General features: G+C 65.7%; 22 protein-coding genes. 6 read left to right on the forward strand and 16 right to left on the reverse strand.

Annotated elements, in window-relative coordinates:
- The first annotated feature begins 81 nt into the window (after nucleotides 1–81).
- From CQW49_RS12470 to CQW49_RS12480, 3 genes are read left to right on the forward strand one after another with little or no spacing between them, the layout of a single operon-like run.
- A complete protein-coding gene (locus CQW49_RS12470; RefSeq protein WP_003609360.1) occupies nucleotides 82–690 on the forward strand; it encodes a LemA family protein in 609 nt (202 codons plus the stop codon).
- 49 nt (nucleotides 691–739) lie between these two features.
- Nucleotides 740–1,555: a TPM domain-containing protein gene (locus tag CQW49_RS12475; protein ID WP_003609358.1), complete on the forward strand. Its 816-nt coding sequence runs from the start codon at nucleotides 740–742 to the stop codon at nucleotides 1,553–1,555.
- Entirely contained in the window at nucleotides 1,555–2,160 is a 606-nt protein-coding gene (locus CQW49_RS12480) for a TPM domain-containing protein (protein WP_003609355.1), read from the forward strand. The genes CQW49_RS12475 and CQW49_RS12480 overlap by 1 nt, the downstream gene beginning before the upstream one ends.
- A gap of 297 nt (nucleotides 2,161–2,457) precedes the next feature.
- Here the strand turns inward: CQW49_RS12480 and CQW49_RS24595 are convergent, their stop codons facing one another.
- Complete coding sequence (locus CQW49_RS24595; RefSeq protein ID WP_155931271.1) at nucleotides 2,458–2,643, reverse strand: hypothetical protein; 186 nt, start codon at nucleotides 2,641–2,643, stop codon at nucleotides 2,458–2,460.
- A gap of 127 nt (nucleotides 2,644–2,770) precedes the next feature.
- Here CQW49_RS24595 and CQW49_RS12485 point away from each other — a divergent pair, with 127 nt between their 5' ends.
- Entirely contained in the window at nucleotides 2,771–4,327 is a 1,557-nt protein-coding gene (locus tag CQW49_RS12485; RefSeq protein ID WP_003609351.1) for a L,D-transpeptidase family protein, read from the forward strand.
- Nucleotides 4,328–4,434: 107 nt separating this feature from the next.
- On the opposite strand, the gene mmoC is transcribed toward CQW49_RS12485, so the two are convergent.
- The 13 genes from mmoC to CQW49_RS24600 all read right to left on the reverse strand — a co-directional run bounded on the left by mmoC (nucleotide 4,435) and on the right by CQW49_RS24600 (nucleotide 17,105).
- Entirely contained in the window at nucleotides 4,435–5,469 is a 1,035-nt protein-coding gene (mmoC, locus tag CQW49_RS12490) for an aromatic/alkene monooxygenase hydroxylase FAD-binding subunit MmoC (protein ID WP_003609349.1), read from the reverse strand.
- A 12-nt stretch (nucleotides 5,470–5,481) separates the two neighbouring features.
- Nucleotides 5,482–5,805, reverse strand: a complete 324-nt coding sequence (gene mmoD / locus CQW49_RS12495) for a soluble methane monooxygenase-binding protein MmoD (protein WP_003609346.1) — start codon at nucleotides 5,803–5,805, stop codon at nucleotides 5,482–5,484.
- Between the two features lie 76 nt (nucleotides 5,806–5,881).
- Nucleotides 5,882–6,391, reverse strand: coding sequence for an aromatic/alkene monooxygenase hydroxylase subunit gamma (mmoZ, locus tag CQW49_RS12500; RefSeq protein ID WP_003609345.1), 510 nt, complete (start codon nucleotides 6,389–6,391; stop codon nucleotides 5,882–5,884).
- 25 nt (nucleotides 6,392–6,416) lie between these two features.
- Nucleotides 6,417–6,833 (reverse strand): methane monooxygenase regulator MmoB, encoded by a 417-nt coding sequence (mmoB, locus tag CQW49_RS12505; RefSeq protein WP_003609343.1) that lies wholly within the window; start codon nucleotides 6,831–6,833, stop codon nucleotides 6,417–6,419.
- 15 nt (nucleotides 6,834–6,848) lie between these two features.
- Nucleotides 6,849–8,036, reverse strand: coding sequence for an aromatic/alkene monooxygenase hydroxylase subunit beta (mmoY, locus tag CQW49_RS12510; protein WP_003609340.1), 1,188 nt, complete (start codon nucleotides 8,034–8,036; stop codon nucleotides 6,849–6,851).
- A 129-nt stretch (nucleotides 8,037–8,165) separates the two neighbouring features.
- Nucleotides 8,166–9,746: an aromatic/alkene monooxygenase hydroxylase subunit alpha gene (gene mmoX / locus CQW49_RS12515; RefSeq protein ID WP_003609337.1), complete on the reverse strand. Its 1,581-nt coding sequence runs from the start codon at nucleotides 9,744–9,746 to the stop codon at nucleotides 8,166–8,168.
- 408 nt (nucleotides 9,747–10,154) lie between these two features.
- Entirely contained in the window at nucleotides 10,155–11,837 is a 1,683-nt protein-coding gene (locus CQW49_RS12520) for an Hsp60 family chaperonin (RefSeq protein WP_024749729.1), read from the reverse strand.
- A gap of 40 nt (nucleotides 11,838–11,877) precedes the next feature.
- Nucleotides 11,878–12,213 carry a hypothetical protein gene (locus CQW49_RS12525; protein ID WP_003609331.1) on the reverse strand — a complete coding sequence of 112 codons (336 nt, stop codon included), beginning with the start codon at nucleotides 12,211–12,213 and terminating at the stop codon, nucleotides 11,878–11,880.
- A 21-nt stretch (nucleotides 12,214–12,234) separates the two neighbouring features.
- Nucleotides 12,235–14,289: a sigma-54-dependent Fis family transcriptional regulator gene (locus CQW49_RS12530; RefSeq protein ID WP_051418895.1), complete on the reverse strand. Its 2,055-nt coding sequence runs from the start codon at nucleotides 14,287–14,289 to the stop codon at nucleotides 12,235–12,237.
- Between the two features lie 132 nt (nucleotides 14,290–14,421).
- Nucleotides 14,422–14,976 carry a DUF1097 family protein gene (locus CQW49_RS12535; protein ID WP_003609327.1) on the reverse strand — a complete coding sequence of 185 codons (555 nt, stop codon included), beginning with the start codon at nucleotides 14,974–14,976 and terminating at the stop codon, nucleotides 14,422–14,424.
- A 111-nt stretch (nucleotides 14,977–15,087) separates the two neighbouring features.
- Nucleotides 15,088–15,462: a hypothetical protein gene (locus CQW49_RS12540; protein WP_003609325.1), complete on the reverse strand. Its 375-nt coding sequence runs from the start codon at nucleotides 15,460–15,462 to the stop codon at nucleotides 15,088–15,090.
- A 186-nt stretch (nucleotides 15,463–15,648) separates the two neighbouring features.
- A complete protein-coding gene (locus CQW49_RS12545) occupies nucleotides 15,649–16,749 on the reverse strand; it encodes an SCO family protein (RefSeq protein ID WP_003609323.1) in 1,101 nt (366 codons plus the stop codon).
- A 122-nt stretch (nucleotides 16,750–16,871) separates the two neighbouring features.
- Entirely contained in the window at nucleotides 16,872–17,105 is a 234-nt protein-coding gene (locus tag CQW49_RS24600) for a hypothetical protein (protein WP_156747721.1), read from the reverse strand.
- Nucleotides 17,106–17,181: 76 nt separating this feature from the next.
- On the opposite strand from CQW49_RS24600, the gene CQW49_RS12550 reads away from it, so the two are divergent.
- The gene (locus CQW49_RS12550) at nucleotides 17,182–17,598 is read left to right on the forward strand and encodes a copper chaperone PCu(A)C (RefSeq protein WP_003609322.1); all 417 of its coding nucleotides are present in this window, start codon (nucleotides 17,182–17,184) and stop codon (nucleotides 17,596–17,598) included.
- A gap of 2 nt (nucleotides 17,599–17,600) precedes the next feature.
- On the opposite strand, the gene CQW49_RS12555 is transcribed toward CQW49_RS12550, so the two are convergent.
- A complete protein-coding gene (locus CQW49_RS12555) occupies nucleotides 17,601–18,743 on the reverse strand; it encodes a DNA cytosine methyltransferase (protein WP_003609320.1) in 1,143 nt (380 codons plus the stop codon).
- Nucleotides 18,744–18,985: 242 nt separating this feature from the next.
- Between CQW49_RS12555 and CQW49_RS12560 the strand changes: the two genes are divergently transcribed.
- Nucleotides 18,986–19,759 (forward strand): FkbM family methyltransferase, encoded by a 774-nt coding sequence (locus tag CQW49_RS12560; RefSeq protein WP_003609319.1) that lies wholly within the window; start codon nucleotides 18,986–18,988, stop codon nucleotides 19,757–19,759.
- Between the two features lie 62 nt (nucleotides 19,760–19,821).
- Here the strand turns inward: CQW49_RS12560 and rplQ are convergent, their stop codons facing one another.
- Nucleotides 19,822–20,235, reverse strand: a complete 414-nt coding sequence (gene rplQ / locus CQW49_RS12565) for a 50S ribosomal protein L17 (protein WP_003609318.1) — start codon at nucleotides 20,233–20,235, stop codon at nucleotides 19,822–19,824.
- Between the last annotated feature and the right edge of the window lie 86 nt (nucleotides 20,236–20,321).

Here is a 20,321-nt window from a genome sequence, read left to right on the forward strand (position 1 = left end):
ATCGCCGCAGGGCGCGCCTAAGTTTGCACAGGCGCTCCGCCGGACGCGGCGGGTGCTGCGCCGGACCGGAGAATTTCGACGATGCGCATTCTCTCCCGCTGGCCCTCGCGCTGGCTTCTCCTCTTCTCTGTTCTGACGCTCGCGGTCCCGCTCTCGGGCTGCGGCTATAATACGATTCCGACGCTCGAGGAGGAGGCCAAGGCCAAATGGGCCACGGTCGAAGCGCAATATCAGCGCCGCGCCGACCTCATCCCCAATCTCGTCGCCACCGTCAAAGGCTACGCCAAGCAGGAGAAGGACGTGCTCACCTCGGTCACCGAGGCGCGCGCCAAGGCGACGCAGGTCACGCTCGATCCATCGCAGCTCACCGATCCGCAGAAGGTCAAGCAGTTCCAGGAGGCGCAGGCGCAGCTCTCCGGCGCGCTCGGGCGTCTGCTCGCAGTCAGCGAGGCCTATCCGGACCTGAAGTCCAACGCCAACTTCCTGGCGCTGCAATCGCAGCTCGAGGGCACGGAGAATCGCATCAATGTGGCGCGCCGCGACTACATAGAGGCGGCGCGGGAGTTCAACACGTCGCTGCGCACCTTCCCGACCCTGCTCTGGGCCAAGACCTTCTTTTCCGGAACCAAGCCGCTCCCGGAGTTCACCGCCGTCGCCGGCGCCGAGAAGGCCCCCGAGGTGACGTTCTGACGCCGCGCCGCGGGGAGCGCGAGCGCGGGAGACGAGCGAGGGAGCGCGCGTGTCGGCGAGAACGGTCGTCATCTTGATTGCGCTGCGCGGCGCGGCCGCGCTGGCGTTCGCTCTGCTGCCCGTCCTCGCTTTCGCCGCGCTCACTTTTCCGGCCCTCACCGGCCGCGTCGTCGACGACGCGCATATTCTGCCGCAGCAGGCGCGGCTCGCGGTGGAGACGAAGTCGAGCGCGCTCGAGGACAAGTCGGGCATTCAGCTCGTCGTCGCCACCATCCCCTCGCTGCAGGGAACCGACATAGAGAGCTACGCCAACGAACTGTTCCGCTTCTGGAAGCTCGGCGAGGCGAAGAAGAACAATGGCGTCTTGTTCCTGATCGCGCCGACCGAGCGCAAGATGCGCATAGAGGTCGGCTATGGGCTCGAGGGCACGCTGACCGACGCGCTCTCCAAGGTCATCATCGCGACGGCGGTCACGCCGAAATTCAAGACCGGCGATTATGGCGCCGGCGTCGAGCGCGGCGTCGACGCGATCATCGAGGTGCTGAGCGGCGACGCGGCCGAATGGCAGAAGCGCGTGAAGCTGCGCGCCGAAGGCCGCGACGAATTCGACGACATCGTCCCGCTCATCATGATCGCGCTGTTCCTGTTCGTGTTCTTGTCCATGTTGTCCAACGCCCGCGGCGGGCGGCGGGCCTATCGCGGCGGGCGCGGGCCGATCGTCTATCTGCCGCCCTCGAACGATCCCTGGTCCGGGGGCTCGTCGGGAGGCTCCTGGGGCTCGGGAAGCTCCTGGGGCGGCGGCGACGGCGGCTTTTCGGGCGGGGGCGGGTCGTCCGGCGGCGGCGGCGCTTCGGGGGATTGGTGATGCCCATTTCCAACGCCGATCAGGCGCGCATATCGGCGGCGATTCACGCGGCCGAGCAGAAGACCGCGGCGGAGATCGTCTGCGTGCTGGCGCGGCGCTCCTCCGATTACCTCTATGTGGCGCCGCTCTGGGCCGCGCTGATGGCGCTGATCGCGCCCTGGCCGCTGGTGATCTTCACGCGGCTCGACATTCGCACCATCCTCGTCATCCAGACGCTGATCTTCGTGGTGATCACGCTCATCCTGTCCTACCCGCGCTTCCGGCTCGCGGCGACGCCGCGCGCGGTCAAGCGGGCGCGCGCCCATCGCGCCTCGATCGAGCAATTCTTCACGCGCGGAGTCGCGGGCACGAGAGAGCGAACCGGCGTGCTGATCTTCGTCTCACTGGGGGAGCGCTATGCGCGGGTCGTCGCCGACGAGGGGATCGCCGTCAAAATCTCCGACGAGCAATGGCGCTGCGCGCTGGATCTGCTGCTCGCCGAGGTCCGCCGCGGGCGCATCGCCGACGGCTTCGTCGCGGGAATAGAGGAATGCGCGCGGCTGCTCGCGCAGCATGTGCCGCCGGGCGGCGCGGAAGAGCTGCCCGACCGCATTTATGTGATCTGACGCAAAAGGTCCCGGCTGCGCGCGGGCGCGCCGGGACAGTCGCTCGCAGGAGGGCGAGTCGTTCAGCCGAGAAAGCGCGTGATCTGATGAATGACGACGATGAAGAAGGCCAGAGCGCCGATGATGCCGGCAATAGCTTTGGCGAGTTCGGCAGAGCTATGCATGACGTTTCCCCTCTCAGTCTCATATTTTATTGTTCGACACGCCGTCTCTTCATTAAGTGCGTGCGCGTCGACTAATAGATTGCGCAGTAATTCTTTGTCCGACAATCGAGCGCCTGCGCGTCACAATGGCGCATCACCGCTCAGCTCGTTGAATTATCTTCTTGATTTTTCCCCGCGCCAGCGTGCTACAAAAAGTCGCGGGGCGATCGTCGCGCGATTCTGCGCTTTGCGCGTAGGGGCTCGCACGGGTCGACAGCGCGGCGGCGCCGGCCATAATGAGCGCGGCTTCGCTCGACAGCGAAACACTCTGTTCGTTCACCTGGTTCTGCGTTAACCCTATTCGATCTCGTAACCTCGATTGCCGTGTCGCGGGCGCGTCGTTCTCCGTTCGAGAACCTGCCGCATCCGCCGGTGGGTCGTCGGTTCAGTAGGCGTGAGGCAAGACCATGGTGACCCGCGGCTTTCTCGCGGGAGCGTCCGCAAAGGCGTTCCTCGTCGTTCTCGCTTGCTCCTGCGCGTCGACCGCCATCGCCGCGCCACGCGCGCCGTTTCGCGCCGCGCTACCCGAGCCGCCGCCGCTCGTGAGACAGCTCGCCGCCGCGCCGACGGCTGCGTCGCCGGCGCCCGAAGCTTTCACGATCGATCTCTCGCCGCCGCGCGCGGCCGATGCGGATTTCGACATTGCCGCCGCCCTCGTTCCCGCCGAGGGATGGGCTTTCGCCGAGGCGCTCGACGCCTTCGTCCATGGCGCGCGCGGCGAGCGGCGAGCGCTGCGCCGGGCCATCGCCGACTTCTACGCCGCGCGCTTCTACCGGCCGCTGTGGCGCGAGGGCGTGGGCTGGCGAGCCGAGGCCGCCGCCGTCCTCGAGCGCCTGCGCTGCGCCGGCGAGGATGGTCTCGATCTACGCGCCTATCCGCTTCCCGATCCAGGCGCGCAGCCGGCGGAGGCGGCAGACGAGATCGCCTTGTCGGAAGCCGTCGTCGCCTATGCGACGCAGGCCGCCGGCGGCCGCATCGATCCGCAACGTCTCTCGCGTCTCATCGGCGCCCGTCCGTCACTGCCGGAGCCCGGCGCCGTGCTCGCCGCGACGGCCGGCGCCGGCGCGCAAGCGGCCGAGGCTCTTCAAGATTATAATCCGCCGCATCCCGGCTATCGCGCGCTGAAGGAAAAGCTCGCGGAGCTGCGCAACGCGCGCGCGCCGGACGCGCCTACCCGCTACGCCGAATCGCGCACGGTGGCGCGCGACGACACGCCCGCGCGCAAGCGACGCGCGGCCCCCGCCGCTGTGCGCGACACGCGCCTGCGGGCGGAAATCATCGCCAATATGGAGCGCTGGCGCTGGATGCCGCGCGATCTCGGCGAGAATCGCATCGAGGTCAACATCCCCGATTTCGAGCTCGCCGTGATCCGCGACGGCGAGGTGACACATCGCGCCCGCGTGATCGTCGGCAAGGAGGGCACGCCGACGCCGGTGTTCTCCAATGCGATGCAGTTCATCATCGTCAATCCCTATTGGAACGTGCCGCCGTCGATCCTCAACAAGGAGATGCTGCCGAAATTCGGCGGCGATCTGCAGGCGATCGCCGCGCGCGGCTATGAGGTTGTCTATCGCAACGGCCACGCGCGCGTGCGTCAGCGACCCGGCGAAGGCAATGCGCTCGGGCGCATCAAATTCATGTTCCCGAACGACTTCTCCGTCTATCTGCACGATACGCCGAGCCGCGCTCTGTTTGCTTCGACGCATCGCGCCTTCAGCCATGGCTGTGTGCGCGTCGACCAGCCCTTCCGCTTCGCCGAGGCCGTGCTCGGCAGCGGCTGGCGCGAGGAGCGGGTGAAGAGACTGATCGGCGACCAGGAGCGCTATATCAATCTCGCGCGTCCACTGCCGATTCATATCGAATATTTCACCGCTTATGTGGACGAGAGCGGACGCCTGCAATTGCGCGGCGATCTCTACGGCTATTCCGCGAAAGTGCGCGCGGCGCTGGGGCTCGAAGGATAGGCGATCGTCAAAGAAAAACTGCCCGAGCGAGCCCGGGCAGGAGAAGTTGGGGAGCCCCCGCTCGACCGAAGAGAAGAGTCGGAGCGAAGAAGGAAGGCGGCGACGGATCAGCCGCTCGCCAGGAATTTCTCGAGATAGACTTGCTCCTTGGGCACGCCCGCCGTCGCCGCCGCCGCGAAAGCGGCCTCGATCATGCCGGGAGGACCACAGAGATAGATGTCCGGCTTGGCGTCGGACTTCTCGAGCTCGGCCCGCAGAAGATCAATCACCGTTCCCTTGTCGACGCCATTGCCGCCGTCGTCATTGACCACCGCTATGCGCACGCCGAGGGTCGGCATGGATTGCGCGAGAGTCTTCAGCTCGTCGACATAGAACAATTCCTCGCGATTGGTGACGCCGAACAGAAGCGTCGCCGGCGACGGATCGCTCGCCTTGCCGAGCTGGCGGATCATCGACAGCACCGGCGACAATCCCGTGCCGCCGGCGACGAACACGCGCGATCTGCCGCCGTGATCATGCAGGAAGAACGAGCCCGCCGGTCCGCGCAGATCGACGCGCATGCCGACCTTCGCTTCCGTTTGCAGGAATTTCGAGAAGGCGCCGTCCGGCAGCAGACGGATGAAGAATTCGAGCTGCCCATCCTCCGCGACCGAGGCCATGGAGTAGGAGCGCCGTGTATGCGTGCCCGGTATCTCGATGTCGACGAATTGGCCGGGAACGAAATTGAGCGAGATGCGCGCCGCGCCATCGGCCGTGAGCGGCTGCAGCACGAGACGCACGACATTGGACGACACGCGATCACAGGCGAGGATCTCGGCGAGCCAATTGGTCTGAATCGCCTCGAAGGAGATGCGATCATAGGTGTAAGGCACGAGGAGATGCAGATCGCTGCGCGGAAAGGTGCGGCACAGCAGAACCTTGCCGTCCTCCTCCTCGTCCGGCGGCAGCGCCTGGACCTTCACATCGATCAGCTCATAATCGCCGTCCGTGCAATCGGCCTTGCAGGTGGCGCAGCCGCCGGCTCGGCAGGAGGCGAGCAGAATTACGCTCTGCCTCAGCCCCGCGGAGATCACATCCTCGCTGGGGCCGCATTCGAACGAACAGGTTTCTCCGTCCTCGGTCTCGATGACGATCTGGTACATAAGTCTCGAACCCTAAATATGCGCCGGCTTCGCCGCGCCGTTCTCGTCCTTCAGGGGCTCGGGCGTTCCGATCTCGCGCAGCAGCGCGCGGATCGCTTCGCTTTTCCCGCCGTCGTTCTGCGACGTAGCATCCTGTCGGCGAAAGTGGCTCAGCACATGAGCGACCGCCTCGCGCGCCGACTCCTGCGACAGAGAGCAGCCCTCCTGCACGAACTCGCCGTCGCGCAGAATCTCCCATCGCAACATATATTCGAGGTCCATCGTATAGGCTTGATAGCGCTCGTCGGCGTGAATCAAGGTTTGCCGGACTTCCGGCTGCGCCGTCTGTTGGTCCATTTTCGTCCTCCCGCTTTTCTTTGTCGTTCGGGCGACGCGGCCGCCCGAACGCATGTCTTTCGCAATGCGTAGCGCGTCACGCCTGCAGATGCAGGACCTTGACGCCGCGCTCCTTGCGCAGCCCTTCGAGCGGAGTGCCGTAATAATCGGTGTTGCGGATCTCCATCAGCACCGTGCCGAGCGCCGCATCCGTGCGCAGGAACACATTCACCGGCAGAACCGGCGGCTTGTAGAGCTGCCGGAACTCGATGTGGATGCGCTCCGCCTCATATTTGCTCTTGGCGGCCTTGATCTTGGCGATCCAGGTCGCCTCCACCGCGGCGGCGTCCTCGCCGGTCGTCGCCTTGGTGATGAGGTCGGCGACGGGAAGCTTCTCGGTCTTCAGCACCGAGAGCTTCTCCTCGATCTTGCGCTCGATATACTGATAATCGACGTCGATATCGTAGCTCTTGCGGAAGGGCGACGTGTAGGCGAGGCGGAAGTCCTGGATGAACTTCGTCGCCTGATCGACGCTCGTCAGCTTGGCGATCTTCGCTTCCCATTCGGTGCGAATGGAATTGTCGTGGATGGGTTCTCTCTTGGCCATTGTGGCGTTCCTTGTCGACGACCGATCAGATGTCGGTCAGGGCGCGATCGAGGCCCATGAGTTCCGAGGTGATGGTGAATTTGGTGCCGAGCGTGTAGGCGCGGCCGACCGTCGACGACACATTGATGAGAAGGTCGTAGACCGAGAACGGCTTGCCGAGCAGCTCGCCGGCTTCCGCCGCGTCGATCTCGATCGCGCCATCGGCCTTGATCCACCAGAAGCCCGCCTTGTCCTCGACGACGATCGACGGATTCTTCGCCTTGCCGCCCTTGAGGACGATGTCCTCGATGATGGCGTCGATCTCGTCGCTCTTCATCAGCACCAGAACCACGGCGTTGGACTCGTGGACGACCTGGTTCTCCTCGGCGAAGAACTCGTCCGCGAAGGCCTTGCCGGTCTTCTGCATGATGCCGGCGTTGTAAGCGTTATGAGCGCTGGACATTGAAGCGTTTCCTTTTCAGTTCTTGTAGCCGGCGAGAACGGCGTCGACCTTCTGGTCCACGTCGACCCTGAAGCCGATCTTGTCGGCGTAATCGATCTTCCAATCGCCGAAGACGCGCTGCAGCGCCTCGGAGACGCCGGCGCGATCGGTCGCGCCCGCGACCTTCTCGACCTTGGCGTAGAGACCGACGAAGTCCTTCAGCGCGGCAACCGAGCTCGCGAGATAATGCTCGGTCCAAGCGTTGAGGAAGGTGCGGTTGTGCGCGCCGAATTCCGAATCATTGGCGAGGCAATAGACGAAGAGATCGTCGATCGCGCCGCGCGTGGTCTGGAAATAGGTCTGCGACTGCGCCGTGAAGAAGGGCGTCAGCGTGTCGCCATAGACGGTGGCGAGGCGCTGGAAGAACTCGCGACGGGCGAATTGGCCGAAGGTCGCGTCATAGACGGCGTGGCCCGCCCAGAGGATCTCGTTCCAATCCTGAACGCCCTGCCAGATCTCCTGCACCGTCGCGCGGGCGCCAGAATAGATCGGATCGGTGGTCCAGATCTTCTTCGGCACGTCGGTCGAAGCGTCGAAGCCCGGCACCAGCTTGGCGATGAACAGACGCTCCATCTGGATCATCTGCGCATTGTCGACCTTGTCGAGCGCCGCGAACACCGCCGTCTGACGGATCGTGTCCGACAGGCAGTCGCGGCCGACCGACGAATGCGCGTTGAACAAGCCGTATTCGCTGTAGAGTAGAGCGCCGAAATATTTGTTCAGGATCTCGTCGCGCCAATAGGGGTCGATGGTGCGGATCGAGCCTTCGGACGAATAAGCGGCGAGAAAGCGCTGGGTGTAGCGCGCCTCTTCCGACTTGTCCTTCACATAGGGGTGATGCCAGCGACGGGCCGGATCGCGATGACGATACCAGTCGGTCGTGCGCAGCTCGGTGCTCTCATTGCCCCAGGACGGACGGCCGCCATGGAACTTCTGCGTCCAATCGCCCCAATCGAGGCCGCCGGCGATCCAGTCGGGATTGGGCTGCGCATAGCAGGAGAGCTGCTCATATTCCGACAAGCGCTTCCAGCGCGGCTGGATGAAGTAGTGATATTTGCGCTGCGTGTCGAGCGCATGATCCGGCACAGCGGCGGCGATGATGGCCGCACGCTCGGGATCGGTGAGACCCCGCTTGGTGACTTGGGAGCTCTGAGGCTGTGACATGGTGAGTTCTTCCTCCACAGAAGGATTTTTGGTGCTTCGTGCTCGCGTCGAAGGAGACCGCCGGACGCGGGAGGCCCGGCGGTTCATCCGACGCGCGTTGCGAGCGACGCGCGCCGGAATCTCGTGAGATCAGAATTTGGCGAGCGGATCGGGGAACACGCAGCCGGCCCGCTTGATGTCCTCGAGCGTCCACAGATTGTCGCCGCGCGTGTGCGGCTGAGCGATCAGCGTCTTGCCGTCGGAGCGAACGCCATGGCCCTCGGCGATCACCTCGGACAATTCGCGTCCCTCATACTGCTCGAAGACGTTGTGGCACTCGTAGCGCTCCGGCTCGATCAGCCACTGGCGCTCACCCCAATCATCCGTCAGCGAATGCTTCTTGCCGTTGAACTCGTGCACGCGCAGCGAGCCCGTGCCCTTGGCCAGCGACGGAATGAACGGAACCTGCGAGACACGGTCGATATAGACGTCGTGACCGTTCGCGAGGAGCCACTGATAGGGGATGAAGCCGCTCTTGGGATCTTCATAGCCGAGCTTCTTCCACTCGTTGAAGATCTTGCCGTAGTGATCGGCCCAGCCCGGATAATTCGCCTCGAACCACGCCTGATCTTCCTCGTCGGGAAGAGCGAGACGCGCGAAGCCGAGCGGCCACATCGCATAGGCGGCGAGCGCCAGATCGTGATGCGCCCAGTAAGCGTCGCGCTTGGCGTCGCGCAGCGACGCCGGGCTCTCGACGCCATATTTGCCGAGACGGCCGATCCAGATTCCACCCCAATCCTCGTAGACCCAGCGGTTCCAGGTCTTCACCCAGGGCTCGACCTTGAACTTGGAGCCATACTCGAACAGATAGCCGAGGACGGGCGTGAAATATTTCTGCTGCGTCCAGAAGGCGTTGTTCAGATCGGTGTTGAGGAACTTCGCCGAAGCCGGATCATTGGCGATCGACACCACGGTCTGGTAGCCGTTCGCCATATGACGCAGCTCGTCGGTCTCCACCGAGAGGAACACGGTCGGCGTGATCTCGTCGCCATTGGCCGAAGCCCATTCGGTGACGGCGACGATGAGCGGATTGGTGAAGCAGGCTTCGCCGACCAGCTGCAGATTGACCGAGCACTCCACGGCGTCGCCGGAGATGAAGCCGTCGGCGAAGACGCGCTTCATGCCCTTCCACAGCGGACCGATCGCGCGCGTGCGACGGGCGTCATTGTGGCCGGCCGGATCGTGATAATGCTTGGAGTAATAGTGATTGATGAAGGCGCATTGATGCGTGTGACGAATCTCGTCGAGCACCTGCGCGAGATAGCCGTTCTTCTGCTCGGCGGCGGTGGCGCTGTCCCAAAGCATGGCCGAAGCGGCGATCGCGTTATATTCGCCGACCTCGAGGAAGTTCGAGATCACCTTCATCGTCTCGCCCCAGCGGGGATGGACCTTGTTGCCGGCGCCGAGGCGGGTGAGGCCGTCGAGAAGAGTGCCGAACTGGCGCTCGTCCTTGGCCGCCTCCATGCGGGCGTATTCCTTGGCGATGACCTTGAACTGCTCCTTGGTCTCATTCGCCATGTGATATTTGGTCGGATACTTCGTCCGGTTCTCTTTGAAGTCCCAGTTGAAGCTCTGCAGCCATTTGTGGACCTCCTGAGGCTCCACGCCGACCGGAGCGCGGTTGACCTTCAGAGCATCGGTCGCCGCTTTCGTAGCGAGACTGATCGCCATGCTTGTTCCTCCTGACAGAGTTTTCTTTTGTTTCGGACCGTCGTGCTCGCGCTCATTGCGCGCGTCGATCATCCGAACCGCGTCGCCGCTTTCCAAACCTCGGGTTTTCGAAACGTCTCTCGTCCTTGCGCATCTGCGCGGAAGCGTCGACGCTTCTTATTTGGCAAGGCCTGTGCCACTCGCTGCGGATAATAGATTTCATCGGTATTTGTTGGGATTCGTCGCATTCGCAACTACGTGCGACGCGTAAAAATGATCGTGCTATGGCGATGCGCGATACACATGTCAAAGAACCATACGTATCGTGATGATGACTGCATTCGATGAAATCACGGGCGCATCCGCGCATAAAAAAACGCTGCGGCGAAGCATCGCCGCAGCGCTTTCATTCTTTCGCCATTCGCTGCTTCAGCTGCGCGGATCTTCACGCGTCGCAGCGGCGAGATGCGGATCGAAGCCGTATGTCGGATCGCTCGGCGGAATATGAGTGACCGCGCATTCGACGGTCATCAATGACGATGCGGTGGCGACGGCGTTGCGCAATGCGAGACGCGTGACGCGCGCCGGATCGATGACGCCCGCCGCATAGAGATCGCCGCATTCGCCGCTGCGCATGTCCATGCCCCAGAAATCATCGTTCGAACGTTTGAGCTCGAATAAAAACTCATGCGCATCGCGCCCCGCATTGGCGGCGATGCGACGGATCGGCTCGTCGAGCGCCGCGCGCACAATAGCGATTCCATAGGTCTGATCGAGAGTGTCGCCCGTCGCTTCGGTGAGAGCGGCGCGCGCGCGATAGAGCCCGACGCCGCCGCCGGCGACGACGCCGTCGCTGCGCGCGGCGCGCGCCGAGGCGAGGGCATTCTCGATGCGTTGCATGCGTTCCTTGATCAGAATATCCGAGAGTCCGCCGGCCTTGATGGTGACGACCTTGCCCGAGAGCGCCTTGATGCGCGTCTGCAGATTTTCGAGATCATGACGCTTGCCGCTGGGCGAGCCCTTCGACGGATCGCCATCGGTGATCCAATCCGCCTGCTGCCGCGCCGCGGCGAGACGCTCAGTGATCGCCGCGCCGTCGCCCTCGCCGCCGATCACCACCGTATCATCCTCGCGCACGACGACGCGTTTCGCGCGGCCGAGATGCGCCATCGTCACATTGGACAATTCTTCTCCGCAGGCTTCCATGATCGCGCGTCCGCCGGTCAGCGCCGCGAGATCGTGCAGGAACTCATAGCGGCTGTCGCCATAACCAGGACCCTTCACCGCGATCGAGCAGAGATTCTTGCGGATATGATTGAGCAAGAGGCCGGGCAGAGCCTCCTCGACGATGTTCTCGGCGACGATCAGCAGGCTGCCGCGCTGACGGCGCACCAGCTCCAGCGCCGGCACCAGCTCGGAGAATTGATTGATGACGCGGTCATAGATCAGAATATAGGGATTCTCGAGCTCGGCGATCTTGCGTGCGCTGTCGGTCATGAAATAAGGCGATCGATAGCCCTGCTCCCAACGCATGCCTTCGACGATGTCGATCTCGTCGCAAAGAGCGGCGCCGAGCTCGACATCGACGACGCCGCCTTCGCCGGCGCGCGTCAAGGCGTCTGCGACGATTGCGCCGATCGACTCGTCGCCGCCCGCCGCCAGCGTCGCGACATGCGCGAGCGCGCGTGTATCGTCGCAGCGCCGTGCGCGCGCGGCGAGATCACGATCGACGATGCGCGCCGCTTTCTCCATGCCGAGCACGATGTCGCGCGGATTCATGCCGGCGGCGAGCGCCTTGCGCGTCTCGGCGGCGAGGCGCCGCGCCAGCACGACGGATGTGGTCGTGCCGTCGCCGGCCTCCTTGGCGACGGCCGTCGCCATCTGCCGCACCAGCGACACGCCGACGCTCTGCGTGCGGCCCGCGAGCTCGACCGCCTGCGCGACGGTCACGCCATCCTTGGTGGCGACGGGCGGAAGCCCCGCGGCGCGATGCTCGATCACCACATTGCGACCGCGCGGGCCGAGCGTGACGGCGACGGCGTCGGCGAGCGCATCGACGCCGGCGAGCAGATCACGACGCACGACGTCTCCGAATCGAATATTTCTAGCCACGAATTTCTCCCTCGTCACGTCGAACGCCGGTCGTCGCCGCTCACGTTTTCTTGGATTTGTCATAGGCGGAGACGTCGATGTCCTCGCGTCCCGCGTCGAGCGCCATGGTCTTGCGGCCCGCAGCGACGCGCCGCGCGCGATTGCGCTCGAGCCGCACCCACAGCGACAGCAGACGGCGATCGTCGAAATCGAGCGTGCCGCGAATCTCCTCGAGATCGATCGGCTCGAGCTCTCTGCGGAAGAAGGCGCGCAGCTCGGCGACGCGCTCCTCGCCGATGTCCGCGGAAAGATGCTCCGCGTCGGATTCGAGCTCGCGAATCGACGCGTCGAGCGTCGTCGCCATCTGCTCTAGAAAGGATCGATCGTCCGGTCCCATTCATCACCTCTCAGAACTGCATCACCTCTTGGAAATGATGCGCCTGTCGCTCTGCAGGCCATAGCGCGCCATCTTGTGATAGAGGGTGGCGCGGGTGATGCCGAGGCTGCGCGCCGCCTTGGCGATATTGCCGTTGCTGGAGGCGAGCGCGAAGCGCACCGCGCGCGCCTCCCAATCGGAGAGGTCGAGCGACGTCTCGCCGCTCTCCTCGAGCCTATGCTCGCCCAGCAGCGAGGCGTCGAGTTGGCGACGCGAGTCGACGTTCAGCTCCTGCATGAAGTCGACCGGCAAATCCTCGATGCGAATGATGCGCTCGCGCGCGACGGCGATCGACGAGCGCAGCACATTGCGCGCTTCTCTGATGTTGCCCGGCCAGGGATGCTGGAGAAACACGCGCCACACCTCGTCGGCAAAGCTGTGCGCCTCGGCGACGCCGAGCTGCTCCTGCTCGATGCGAAAGAGATGCGCGAGCAAGCGCAGCCGATCGGGACGCTCGCGCAAGGGCGGCAGCCACAGCTGCACGCCGTTGAGGCGATAGTAGAGATCGCGGCGAAACGTTCCCTTCTGCACCATTTCCGGCAAGCTGCGATTGGTCGCGGCGACGACGCGCACATCGACGCGGATCGGCTTCGACGAGCCGATCGGCACGACCTCGCTCGAATCGAGCACGCGCAGCAACGTCGCCTGCAGATCGGCGGCCATGTCGCCGATCTCGTCGAGGAACAAGATTCCCTTGTCGGCTTCGACGAACTTGCCCGGCTTGCCCTTGGCGCGCGCGCCGGTGAAGCTGCCGCCCTCATAGCCGAACAATTCGCTCTCGATCAGCTCGCGCGGAATGGCGGCGCAATTGATGGCGACGAGCGGGCGATCCTTGCGCGGGCCGATGGCGTGGAGCCGGCGCACGAGATGATCCTTGCCGACGCCGGATTCGCCGGTGATCAGGATCGGAATATTGCGCTCCTGCAGCCCCGAGGCTTTGCGCAGAGCGGTCTCCAGCACGCCGTCGCGCCATTCGGCGTCGCAGGCGCGCAGCTCCGCCAGCTCGGCGCCGCAGCCCGCGCTGCTCGCCGCCGCGGATGAGGCGTCGCGGCGCGGCGCGCGATGAACGTCGGCGATGAGGAGACGCGCGCCGCGGCCCTTCACCGGAACCGCGCGCGCATCGTCGCTCGCGGCCTTCAGAGCCGAGAGCTCGACGCCGATCGCGGCGCCGACGTCCTCTCCGATCAGCGCGCCGGCGGCGGCGGCTTCGAGCAGCTCGCGGCCGATGCGGTCGACGCCCTGAATGCGACCATCGGCGGCGACGAACACACGGCCGCCGGCGGCGTAGCGTCCGCCGGGATCGCCGAAGGCGCTCGCGCGCAGGCGCAGCAGATAGCCGTCCGAGACGAGATGCTCGAACAGGCTCGCCTCCATCACGCGCCGGGCGATCTTGAGACAGCCGAGCATCAGCCTTGCGCTGTCGCGGCGCGCCGAGATGAGGCCGATGATCGCGCAGATGCGTCCGTCGGGCCCGAGGATCGGACAGCCCGCGGTGGCGAAGCGATGCAGCGCGCGGTTGAAATGCTCCTTGCCGTCGAAAGCGGCCGGCTCGCGCAGGAGACAGGCGGCGCCGACGCCGGTGTTGCCGATCGCCGCCTCGCTCCAATCGGCGCCGACGCGCGTCATCGGCCAACCGGCCGACATCTCGAGGCCGTGGTCGAAGAATTGAATCAGCGTCGCATCGGGATCGGTGAGCAGCAGCGCGACCTCGGCGTCGCCGAGCAGCGCGCGCAGGTCATAGGCCGCCTCCGCGAGATGAGCGGCGGCCGGAGAGATCGTCGCCTCCATCGCCGGCGCATCGGCCTCACGGAGCCGCGGCGCGAGCTCCACGCCCGGCGTCAGCGCGTGCTCGTCGATGCAGCGGGCCCATGCCTCCGCCACTTGCGGACGCACCCAATCGGCGCCGCTCGGCGCCTGGCCGGTCTGGCGCATCCAATCCCAGGCGACGCCGGGACGGTCCACGCCATGGAGGCCGGCGTCCTCGCCGCAGGGCCGCGGCCCCGACGATTGCGGGCGCTCGAGGACGGGCTTTCTCACTGCGATCTCGCTCAAAGGCGATCCTCCCGAATCCTAACGTCGTCGCGCCGCGGCGGCGCGGGCGCGCTCGTGCTCGCCGCTCGTCGCGAAGAGCGGCGAGGCGTGGCAGGCTTTCGTGCGAGAAGCTTCGCCTCAGGCGCTCGTCGCCGATCGGGTCGGCGAACGGCGCAGCGGCAGATATTTTTGCGCGGTCTCGGCGAGCGCGTCGGCGAAGCAGCCCGAGAGCGCGCCGGCGACGAGCGACAGAACTCCGATCAGCGCCGCATTATCCGGCGCGAGCGCGACGATCTTGTCAGCGCCGCCGATCGCCGCAGCGGCGAGCAGCGCGACATAGCCGAGCAGAGCCGCCGCGAAAGCGCCGAGGCCCGGAAGGCTCGCCGCATAAGCGAGCGCGCCGAGCGTGAGCGCCGCGACGATCGCCGTCCACGCCGCCGCGCCGAGCGTCTCGCCATAGGGCAGCTGCGTGACGAGAACGAGGGCGAGAGCGGCGAATGCGGCGCCGAGCAGCAAATGAGCGAGCGCCGGCTTCAATCCGGCGAGCTTGTCGCCGAAGCGGGAATAGCCGGCCCAGCCGATCAGCAGGATGAAGAGCTGCGCCCCATGAGGCGCCGCGGGACCCGAGGAGAGAAAAGCGGCGAGGCCGCCGACAGCGCCGATGCTCACGGCGCGCGTGATCGAAAGTCGCATGGAATAAATCTCCGCCTTTGCGCGCGATCGAAGATCGCCGCATGTCGTATGAAGCCCGATCGGAGTCCGTCTCGGTCGAGCGGATCTGCCGATAGTCGAAGTGGTCGGGGATCAGACGAGACGCGCGGGCGGCGCGCGTGGAGACAAGGGCCGCAGCTCGGGCGCGGCGACAACGGCGTCGATGCGATATTCGAGCGCCATAGGCGCGCTGAACATTTCGACCGACAGAACGACGACGACCGCGCGCTCGACCGCGGATTCTATGAGCGAGCTGCAATGAAGCAGGCAGCAGGGGCCGACATGCTGCGCCTTGCTCGGCGCGTCGCCGTTCTGGGGCGTCGAAGCGCGAGCCTGCTCGCAGAGACCGGCGGCCACAGTCGAGGCGTCATTCGCCGTCGCGCCGGTGGCGACGCCGATCGAGAACATCTGCAGCAGAAAGAAGAGCGCCACGGTCGCACTGACGACCGCTCGTTCGACGCTAGTCATGTTGCGGCTGGATGGTCTCAAGGTCGCATACTCTGCGCTTTCGCCAGCCATAACGCTAGGAGCGGCGTCGAGGAGGGTCAAGCAAAGCCGGACGCGGCGTCATGCGGCATGTTGTCGCGCGTTGAATTTACTTGGGAATCCTGTGGCTCCGCGCAGCGCCGTCGCCGTGGTTTCGCCGCGCATTGGTCATGTCGCATCCGCGCACTCTTCGCGCACGAAGGCCTCCAGCTTTCGCTTGGCGATGTCGCGATGATCGGTGAAAGAGAGCGCGTCTCGCGCACGGCCGTGGCGGTCGACGAGATAGACGAGAGCGGTGTGATCGATCGTATAGCCGCCGCCGTCGAGCGCGGATTTTCGGTGATAGACGCGAAAGGCGCGCGCCGCGCGAGCGATCTCCGTCTCCGTTCCGGTGAGCGCCGTCACACGTCCGCCGAAGGAGGCGATGAAATCGGACAGCGTCTCCGGCGTATCGCGCTCGGGATCGAGGCTGACGAATAGAATGGCGAGATTCGACGCGCTCGCGCCGAGCGATTCCACGGCGCGCGTCAGCTCGACGAGAGTCGTCGGGCAGACCTGCGGACATTGCGTGAAGCCGAAGAAGGCCGCATAGGGCCGCCCGCGCAATGTCGTCTCGTCGACCGCGGCGCCGCTCGAGGAGGTCAAATGAAACGAAGGCTCTCGCAGAGGCGCGGGGCTCGCGTCGCTCGATTGCTGCGACCAGCGCCACATCACGCTCGCCTGCAGCCCCGCCGCAGCGAGCGCGACGATCGAGAAGCGCCGCAAGGCGGCGCTGCGACGACGGCGCGCCACATCATCGGTCTCGCCGCGTCCTCGCTCGGCGATGGTGCGCACCTCGACTGTCGAGCCGTCGGCGCGCAGCGCGGCGATCAGAGTCTCGATGAGCTTGTCGCGCTCGCTCGGACTGGCGTGACCGGCGATCTGCACGACGCGGTCGGCGCCGACGAGCTCGACGCGCGCGCATTGTCCCGCCCTGTCGACATGCCTGTCGATGCCGAGGCCGCCGGCCTTGAGCCTGCGCCGGTCCACCAATCTCTCCGCGACATAACGCGAGACGCAGACGATACCATCCTCGATCTTCACACTCTCGACGACGGGCGGCCGCACGAACAGCGCGACGAGCCGCTCCAATGCGCTGGCGAGCGGCCGCAGCAATGCGGCGACGCCGCGACGCGCGCGCGAGCCTCTCGCTTCGCTCGATATGGGCGCGCAATGATCCGCGGCGCGGGCGTCGGTTCCGGTCGAATGAGAGGAGCGGGAAACGGCCACGTGCTATCCTTGAACATGTGTCGAGCCGAACATGTCGAGCTGCTGCGTCGGTCGCAGGAAGACGGTCGCAGGAACATGCGCGCCACATCTGCACATAGGATAGGAACGTGAGTGAGACGTCGTCAATCGAACCATTGCACTTTCACATGCGACTGGTCGTCGCGTCCAATAATCGAACGTAGCGGCAGCGCATCGATCTCGTCACACGTATGATAACGAGCCGCAGCGACAATTGGACGCAAGATGGCGAGCGCCTGCGCATAGGGCGATTTCATTGCGTGCAACGCATTTTTCTCGCGTGGCGCCGAAGTTGCCGTGGCTGCATGGTCTCGTCTTCGCTGCGGCTCGAACAACATGCATCGCTCGCTTTCGCTTTTGCCCGCGCTCCGTCTGTCGCGACGCGATCGGCTTCTCCTGCTTCTCCTCGCTTGCATGATCTGTATCGCCGCGGCGGCGCTCACGCGCGGCGAAGCGTCTTCGCCGATCGTCGTCGCAGCGGCCCGATGCGCTCCGACCTTCGCGGGAGCCAAGGTCGGGTCCTGCACGCTCGTCCTGCGCAATCCGGGCCGCAGCGCGGATCGGCTCGTCGCCATTGCGACCGACGCGGCCGATCGCGTCGAGATTCACTCGATGAGCGTCGCGGATGGCGTCATGCAGATGCGTCGCCTCCCGCAGGGCGTCGAGATCGCGGCCGGAGCGACGGTCGATTTCCACGATCGCGGCTATCATTTGATGCTGCTCGATCTGAAAGAGCCGCTCACGGCGGGAGGGAGCATCGACGCCGATCTGTTCTTCGAGCGCGCCGGGGCGCTGCCTGTCGCCTTCCGCGTCGAAGACATGGAGCGCTGAGGTCAGGCGGCGCGACGCGCCCGCATCGCCGCCAGCGCCGGCTCGAAGAGATGCGCGGCGAGATGGCGCACGACGCCGACGACGACGCCGTCGCCGGTGAGATGATAGGCGTCGGCGTAGCGGGGCGGCAGCGCATAATCCTCCGGCAACCCCATCAGCCGCGCCGTCTCGCGCGCGGAGATCAGCCGCGAGCGTAGCCGCCCCTGCTCGATGAGGAGCACGATCTGGCGGCTCGAGCCGCCGGCCGGCGTGCGCAGACAGCCGGCGATGTCGTCGAAGCGCGCCTCGGCGCGCTGGAGCTTCTCGCCGCCGGCTCCATAACGCGTGCGCCGGTAGAGCGCGCCCACCATCCGGCGGCCGGTCGCCATCGCCGCCTCGACCTTGGCGCGATTGACGGGGCTCATCATCTCGAGCAGCGCGCGCGTCTTGGCCGGCTCGTGCCAATCGACGCCGGTCGGCGCCTCCTCGATGAGATCGGCGAGCGTCGCATTGCGCGCCGGCGGCGCCGGCAGCTTCCACCACAGCCATTGCGACCGCAGGCTCTCCGGCAGAGCGGCGAAGGCGGCGTCCAGCGCCGGCGTGCCAAACAGCGGCGCCGGCGCATCGCCGAGCAGGGCGGGCGCGAGCGGCAGATCGGCGCGCGCCGCGACGATGAACAGCCGCGGCCGCGATTGCGGCGCGAACAGCGCCGCATCGACGACGAGCGCGCCGAAGCGATAGCCTTGCTCGGCGAGCGCGGCGCAAATGGCCGCGAAGTCGCGTCCGCCATGCGAGGTCAACGCGCCGCAGACATTTTCCAGCGCGAGCAGCGGCGGATGCCGCCCTTCCATGCGCAGTGACGCAATCAGGCCGCAGAACGGCCAGAAGGCCCCGGAGCGCGCCCCCGCGAGGCCGGCGCCGACGCCGGCGAGCGAGAGATCCTGGCAAGGAAAGGAGGCCCAGACGAGATCGGCGAGTCCGGGGAGCTGCGACGCCTGCAAATCGCGCACGTCGCGCTCGACGAGCGTCTCCCCGCCCCAATTGGCGCGATAGCTCGCGCATTTGCGCGCGTCGAAATCATTGGCGAGGAGGCAACGCCAACCGGCGCCCAGGCCGGCGCGGACCATGCCGCCGCCAGCGAAGAATTCATAATAGGTCGGCGTCATTTCCGCTCCAGCCGTGCCACTATCGTCGATTCGGCGGCGGATGGCCATGTCGAAGCGGGCGGGACATCGGGGGTCGGGAGAAGGATAAGATCGGGACGAGGGCCGCGCGGGACGCGGGACCGCAGGGCGGCTCCGCTTGCCCGGCGCTCGGCCGCGCCTATACTGAGCCGCGCCCCTCGTCATTGCCGAGCGCGGCGAATTTCAACGGCGCTGTTGCGTTTTTTCATCCGGGAATTGAATTCATGACTCTGATCGATCGATTGAAACATGTGAAGCGTCGGCTGCTCGGCGGCGTCGGCCGCGCCAGCAATCGCAAGCTGTTTTTATTCCAGACGCCTCGCCATGGCGTCGATGACCTCGCCGATATCGCGAGCTTCGGCGACGAGCCGGGGACGATCCTCGATGTCGGCGCCAATATCGGCCAGTCGGCGTTGCGCTTTCGCCTCGCTTTCCCGAAGGCGCGCATCATCAGCCTCGAGCCGGTCTCAGGGACTTTCTCCGAGCTGCAACGGCGCACCGCCGATCTCGACGTGGATTGCCGGCGCCTGGCGCTCGGCCCGGAGGCGGGCCGCGCCACCATCTATCTTACCGAGCTGTCGGTCACCAATTCGCTGAAGCGCCCTGCGGCGGAGGAACTGCGCGGCGCCGAGGAGATCGAGGTGGAGACGCTCGACGGCTTCGTCGTCCGCAATGGCCTCGAAGCGATCGATCTGCTGAAGATCGACGCCGAGGGCTTCGATCTCGATGTCATTCGCAGCGGCGCGCGCACGCTCGCGGCCGGGCGCGTTCGCTTCATTCTGGTCGAGGTCGGGTTCAACCCCGGCGACCCGCGCCATCCTCTGTTCGACGATATGCGCGCCGAGCTGACGCCGCATGGTTTCCGCCTGCTCGGCTTTTACGAGCAGAATCTCGAATGGAGCGGAGAGCCGCGGCTACGCTACGCCAATGCGCTGTTCTGCCGCGACGCTGCGGTTCTCGCGGCGGAGCGCGACCGGCAGGCGCGGCTCTGCGCGTGAGGGCAACAAAAGGGCGGCCGCCCGAAAGGCGCCGCCCTCGCATTCTCCCGGACGAAGCGGCCTCAGGCGGCCTCTTCCTTCGTCTGCACGGGGCCTGAATCCTTGCCCTTGGCGTCGACGTCGCGATCGACGAATTCGATGACGGCGAGCGCGGCGTTGTCGCCATAGCGGAAGCCCGCCTTGAGCACGCGCGTATAGCCGCCGTTGCGCTCCTTGTAGCGCGGGCCGAGCACGTCGAAGAGCTTCTTGACGAGGTCGACGTCACGCAGCTGCGCGATCGCCTGACGGCGGGCGTGCAGGTCGCCGCGCTTGCCGAGCGTCACCAGCTTCTCGACCACAGGACGCAGATCCTTGGCCTTCGGCAGGGTGGTGACGATCTGCTCATGCTTGATGAGCGCCTGAGAAAGATTCATGAACATCGCCTTGCGGTGCTCATGCGTGCGGTTGAACCTGCGCTTCGCGCGACCATGATACATTTGGCGGTCTCCGTTTTATGCGGCCGCCGTGCCAAGGAACGGCCGTCCAGAGCGAATAGGGCATAGCGAATAGCGAGTAGAGATTT

The sequence above is a fragment of the Methylosinus trichosporium OB3b genome (assembly GCF_002752655.1).
In the GTDB taxonomy this organism is placed as follows: domain Bacteria; phylum Pseudomonadota; class Alphaproteobacteria; order Rhizobiales; family Beijerinckiaceae; genus Methylosinus; species Methylosinus trichosporium.

Excerpts from the sequence above, each read along its gene's own strand:
- CQW49_RS12550 (WP_003609322.1), top strand. The coding sequence starts at position 17,182 with ATGATCTGTATCGCCGCGGCGGCGCTCACGCGCGGCGAAGCGTCTTCG.
- CQW49_RS12470 (WP_003609360.1), top strand. The coding sequence starts at position 82 with ATGCGCATTCTCTCCCGCTGGCCCTCGCGCTGGCTTCTCCTCTTCTCT.
- mmoC (WP_003609349.1), bottom strand. The coding sequence starts at position 5,469 with ATGTACCAGATCGTCATCGAGACCGAGGACGGAGAAACCTGTTCGTTC.
- mmoD (WP_003609346.1), bottom strand. The coding sequence starts at position 5,805 with ATGGACCAACAGACGGCGCAGCCGGAAGTCCGGCAAACCTTGATTCAC.
- mmoX (WP_003609337.1), bottom strand. The coding sequence starts at position 9,746 with ATGGCGATCAGTCTCGCTACGAAAGCGGCGACCGATGCTCTGAAGGTC.
- CQW49_RS12540 (WP_003609325.1), bottom strand. The coding sequence starts at position 15,462 with ATGACTAGCGTCGAACGAGCGGTCGTCAGTGCGACCGTGGCGCTCTTC.
- CQW49_RS12560 (WP_003609319.1), top strand. The coding sequence starts at position 18,986 with ATGACTCTGATCGATCGATTGAAACATGTGAAGCGTCGGCTGCTCGGC.
- mmoY (WP_003609340.1), bottom strand. The coding sequence starts at position 8,036 with ATGTCACAGCCTCAGAGCTCCCAAGTCACCAAGCGGGGTCTCACCGAT.
- mmoB (WP_003609343.1), bottom strand. The coding sequence starts at position 6,833 with ATGTCCAGCGCTCATAACGCTTACAACGCCGGCATCATGCAGAAGACC.
- CQW49_RS12480 (WP_003609355.1), top strand. The coding sequence starts at position 1,555 with ATGCCCATTTCCAACGCCGATCAGGCGCGCATATCGGCGGCGATTCAC.
- CQW49_RS24600 (WP_156747721.1), bottom strand. The coding sequence starts at position 17,105 with ATGTTGTTCGAGCCGCAGCGAAGACGAGACCATGCAGCCACGGCAACT.
- rplQ (WP_003609318.1), bottom strand. The coding sequence starts at position 20,235 with ATGTATCATGGTCGCGCGAAGCGCAGGTTCAACCGCACGCATGAGCAC.
- mmoZ (WP_003609345.1), bottom strand. The coding sequence starts at position 6,391 with ATGGCCAAGAGAGAACCCATCCACGACAATTCCATTCGCACCGAATGG.
- CQW49_RS12525 (WP_003609331.1), bottom strand. The coding sequence starts at position 12,213 with ATGGGACCGGACGATCGATCCTTTCTAGAGCAGATGGCGACGACGCTC.
- CQW49_RS12555 (WP_003609320.1), bottom strand. The coding sequence starts at position 18,743 with ATGACGCCGACCTATTATGAATTCTTCGCTGGCGGCGGCATGGTCCGC.
- CQW49_RS12535 (WP_003609327.1), bottom strand. The coding sequence starts at position 14,976 with ATGCGACTTTCGATCACGCGCGCCGTGAGCATCGGCGCTGTCGGCGGC.
- CQW49_RS12485 (WP_003609351.1), top strand. The coding sequence starts at position 2,771 with ATGGTGACCCGCGGCTTTCTCGCGGGAGCGTCCGCAAAGGCGTTCCTC.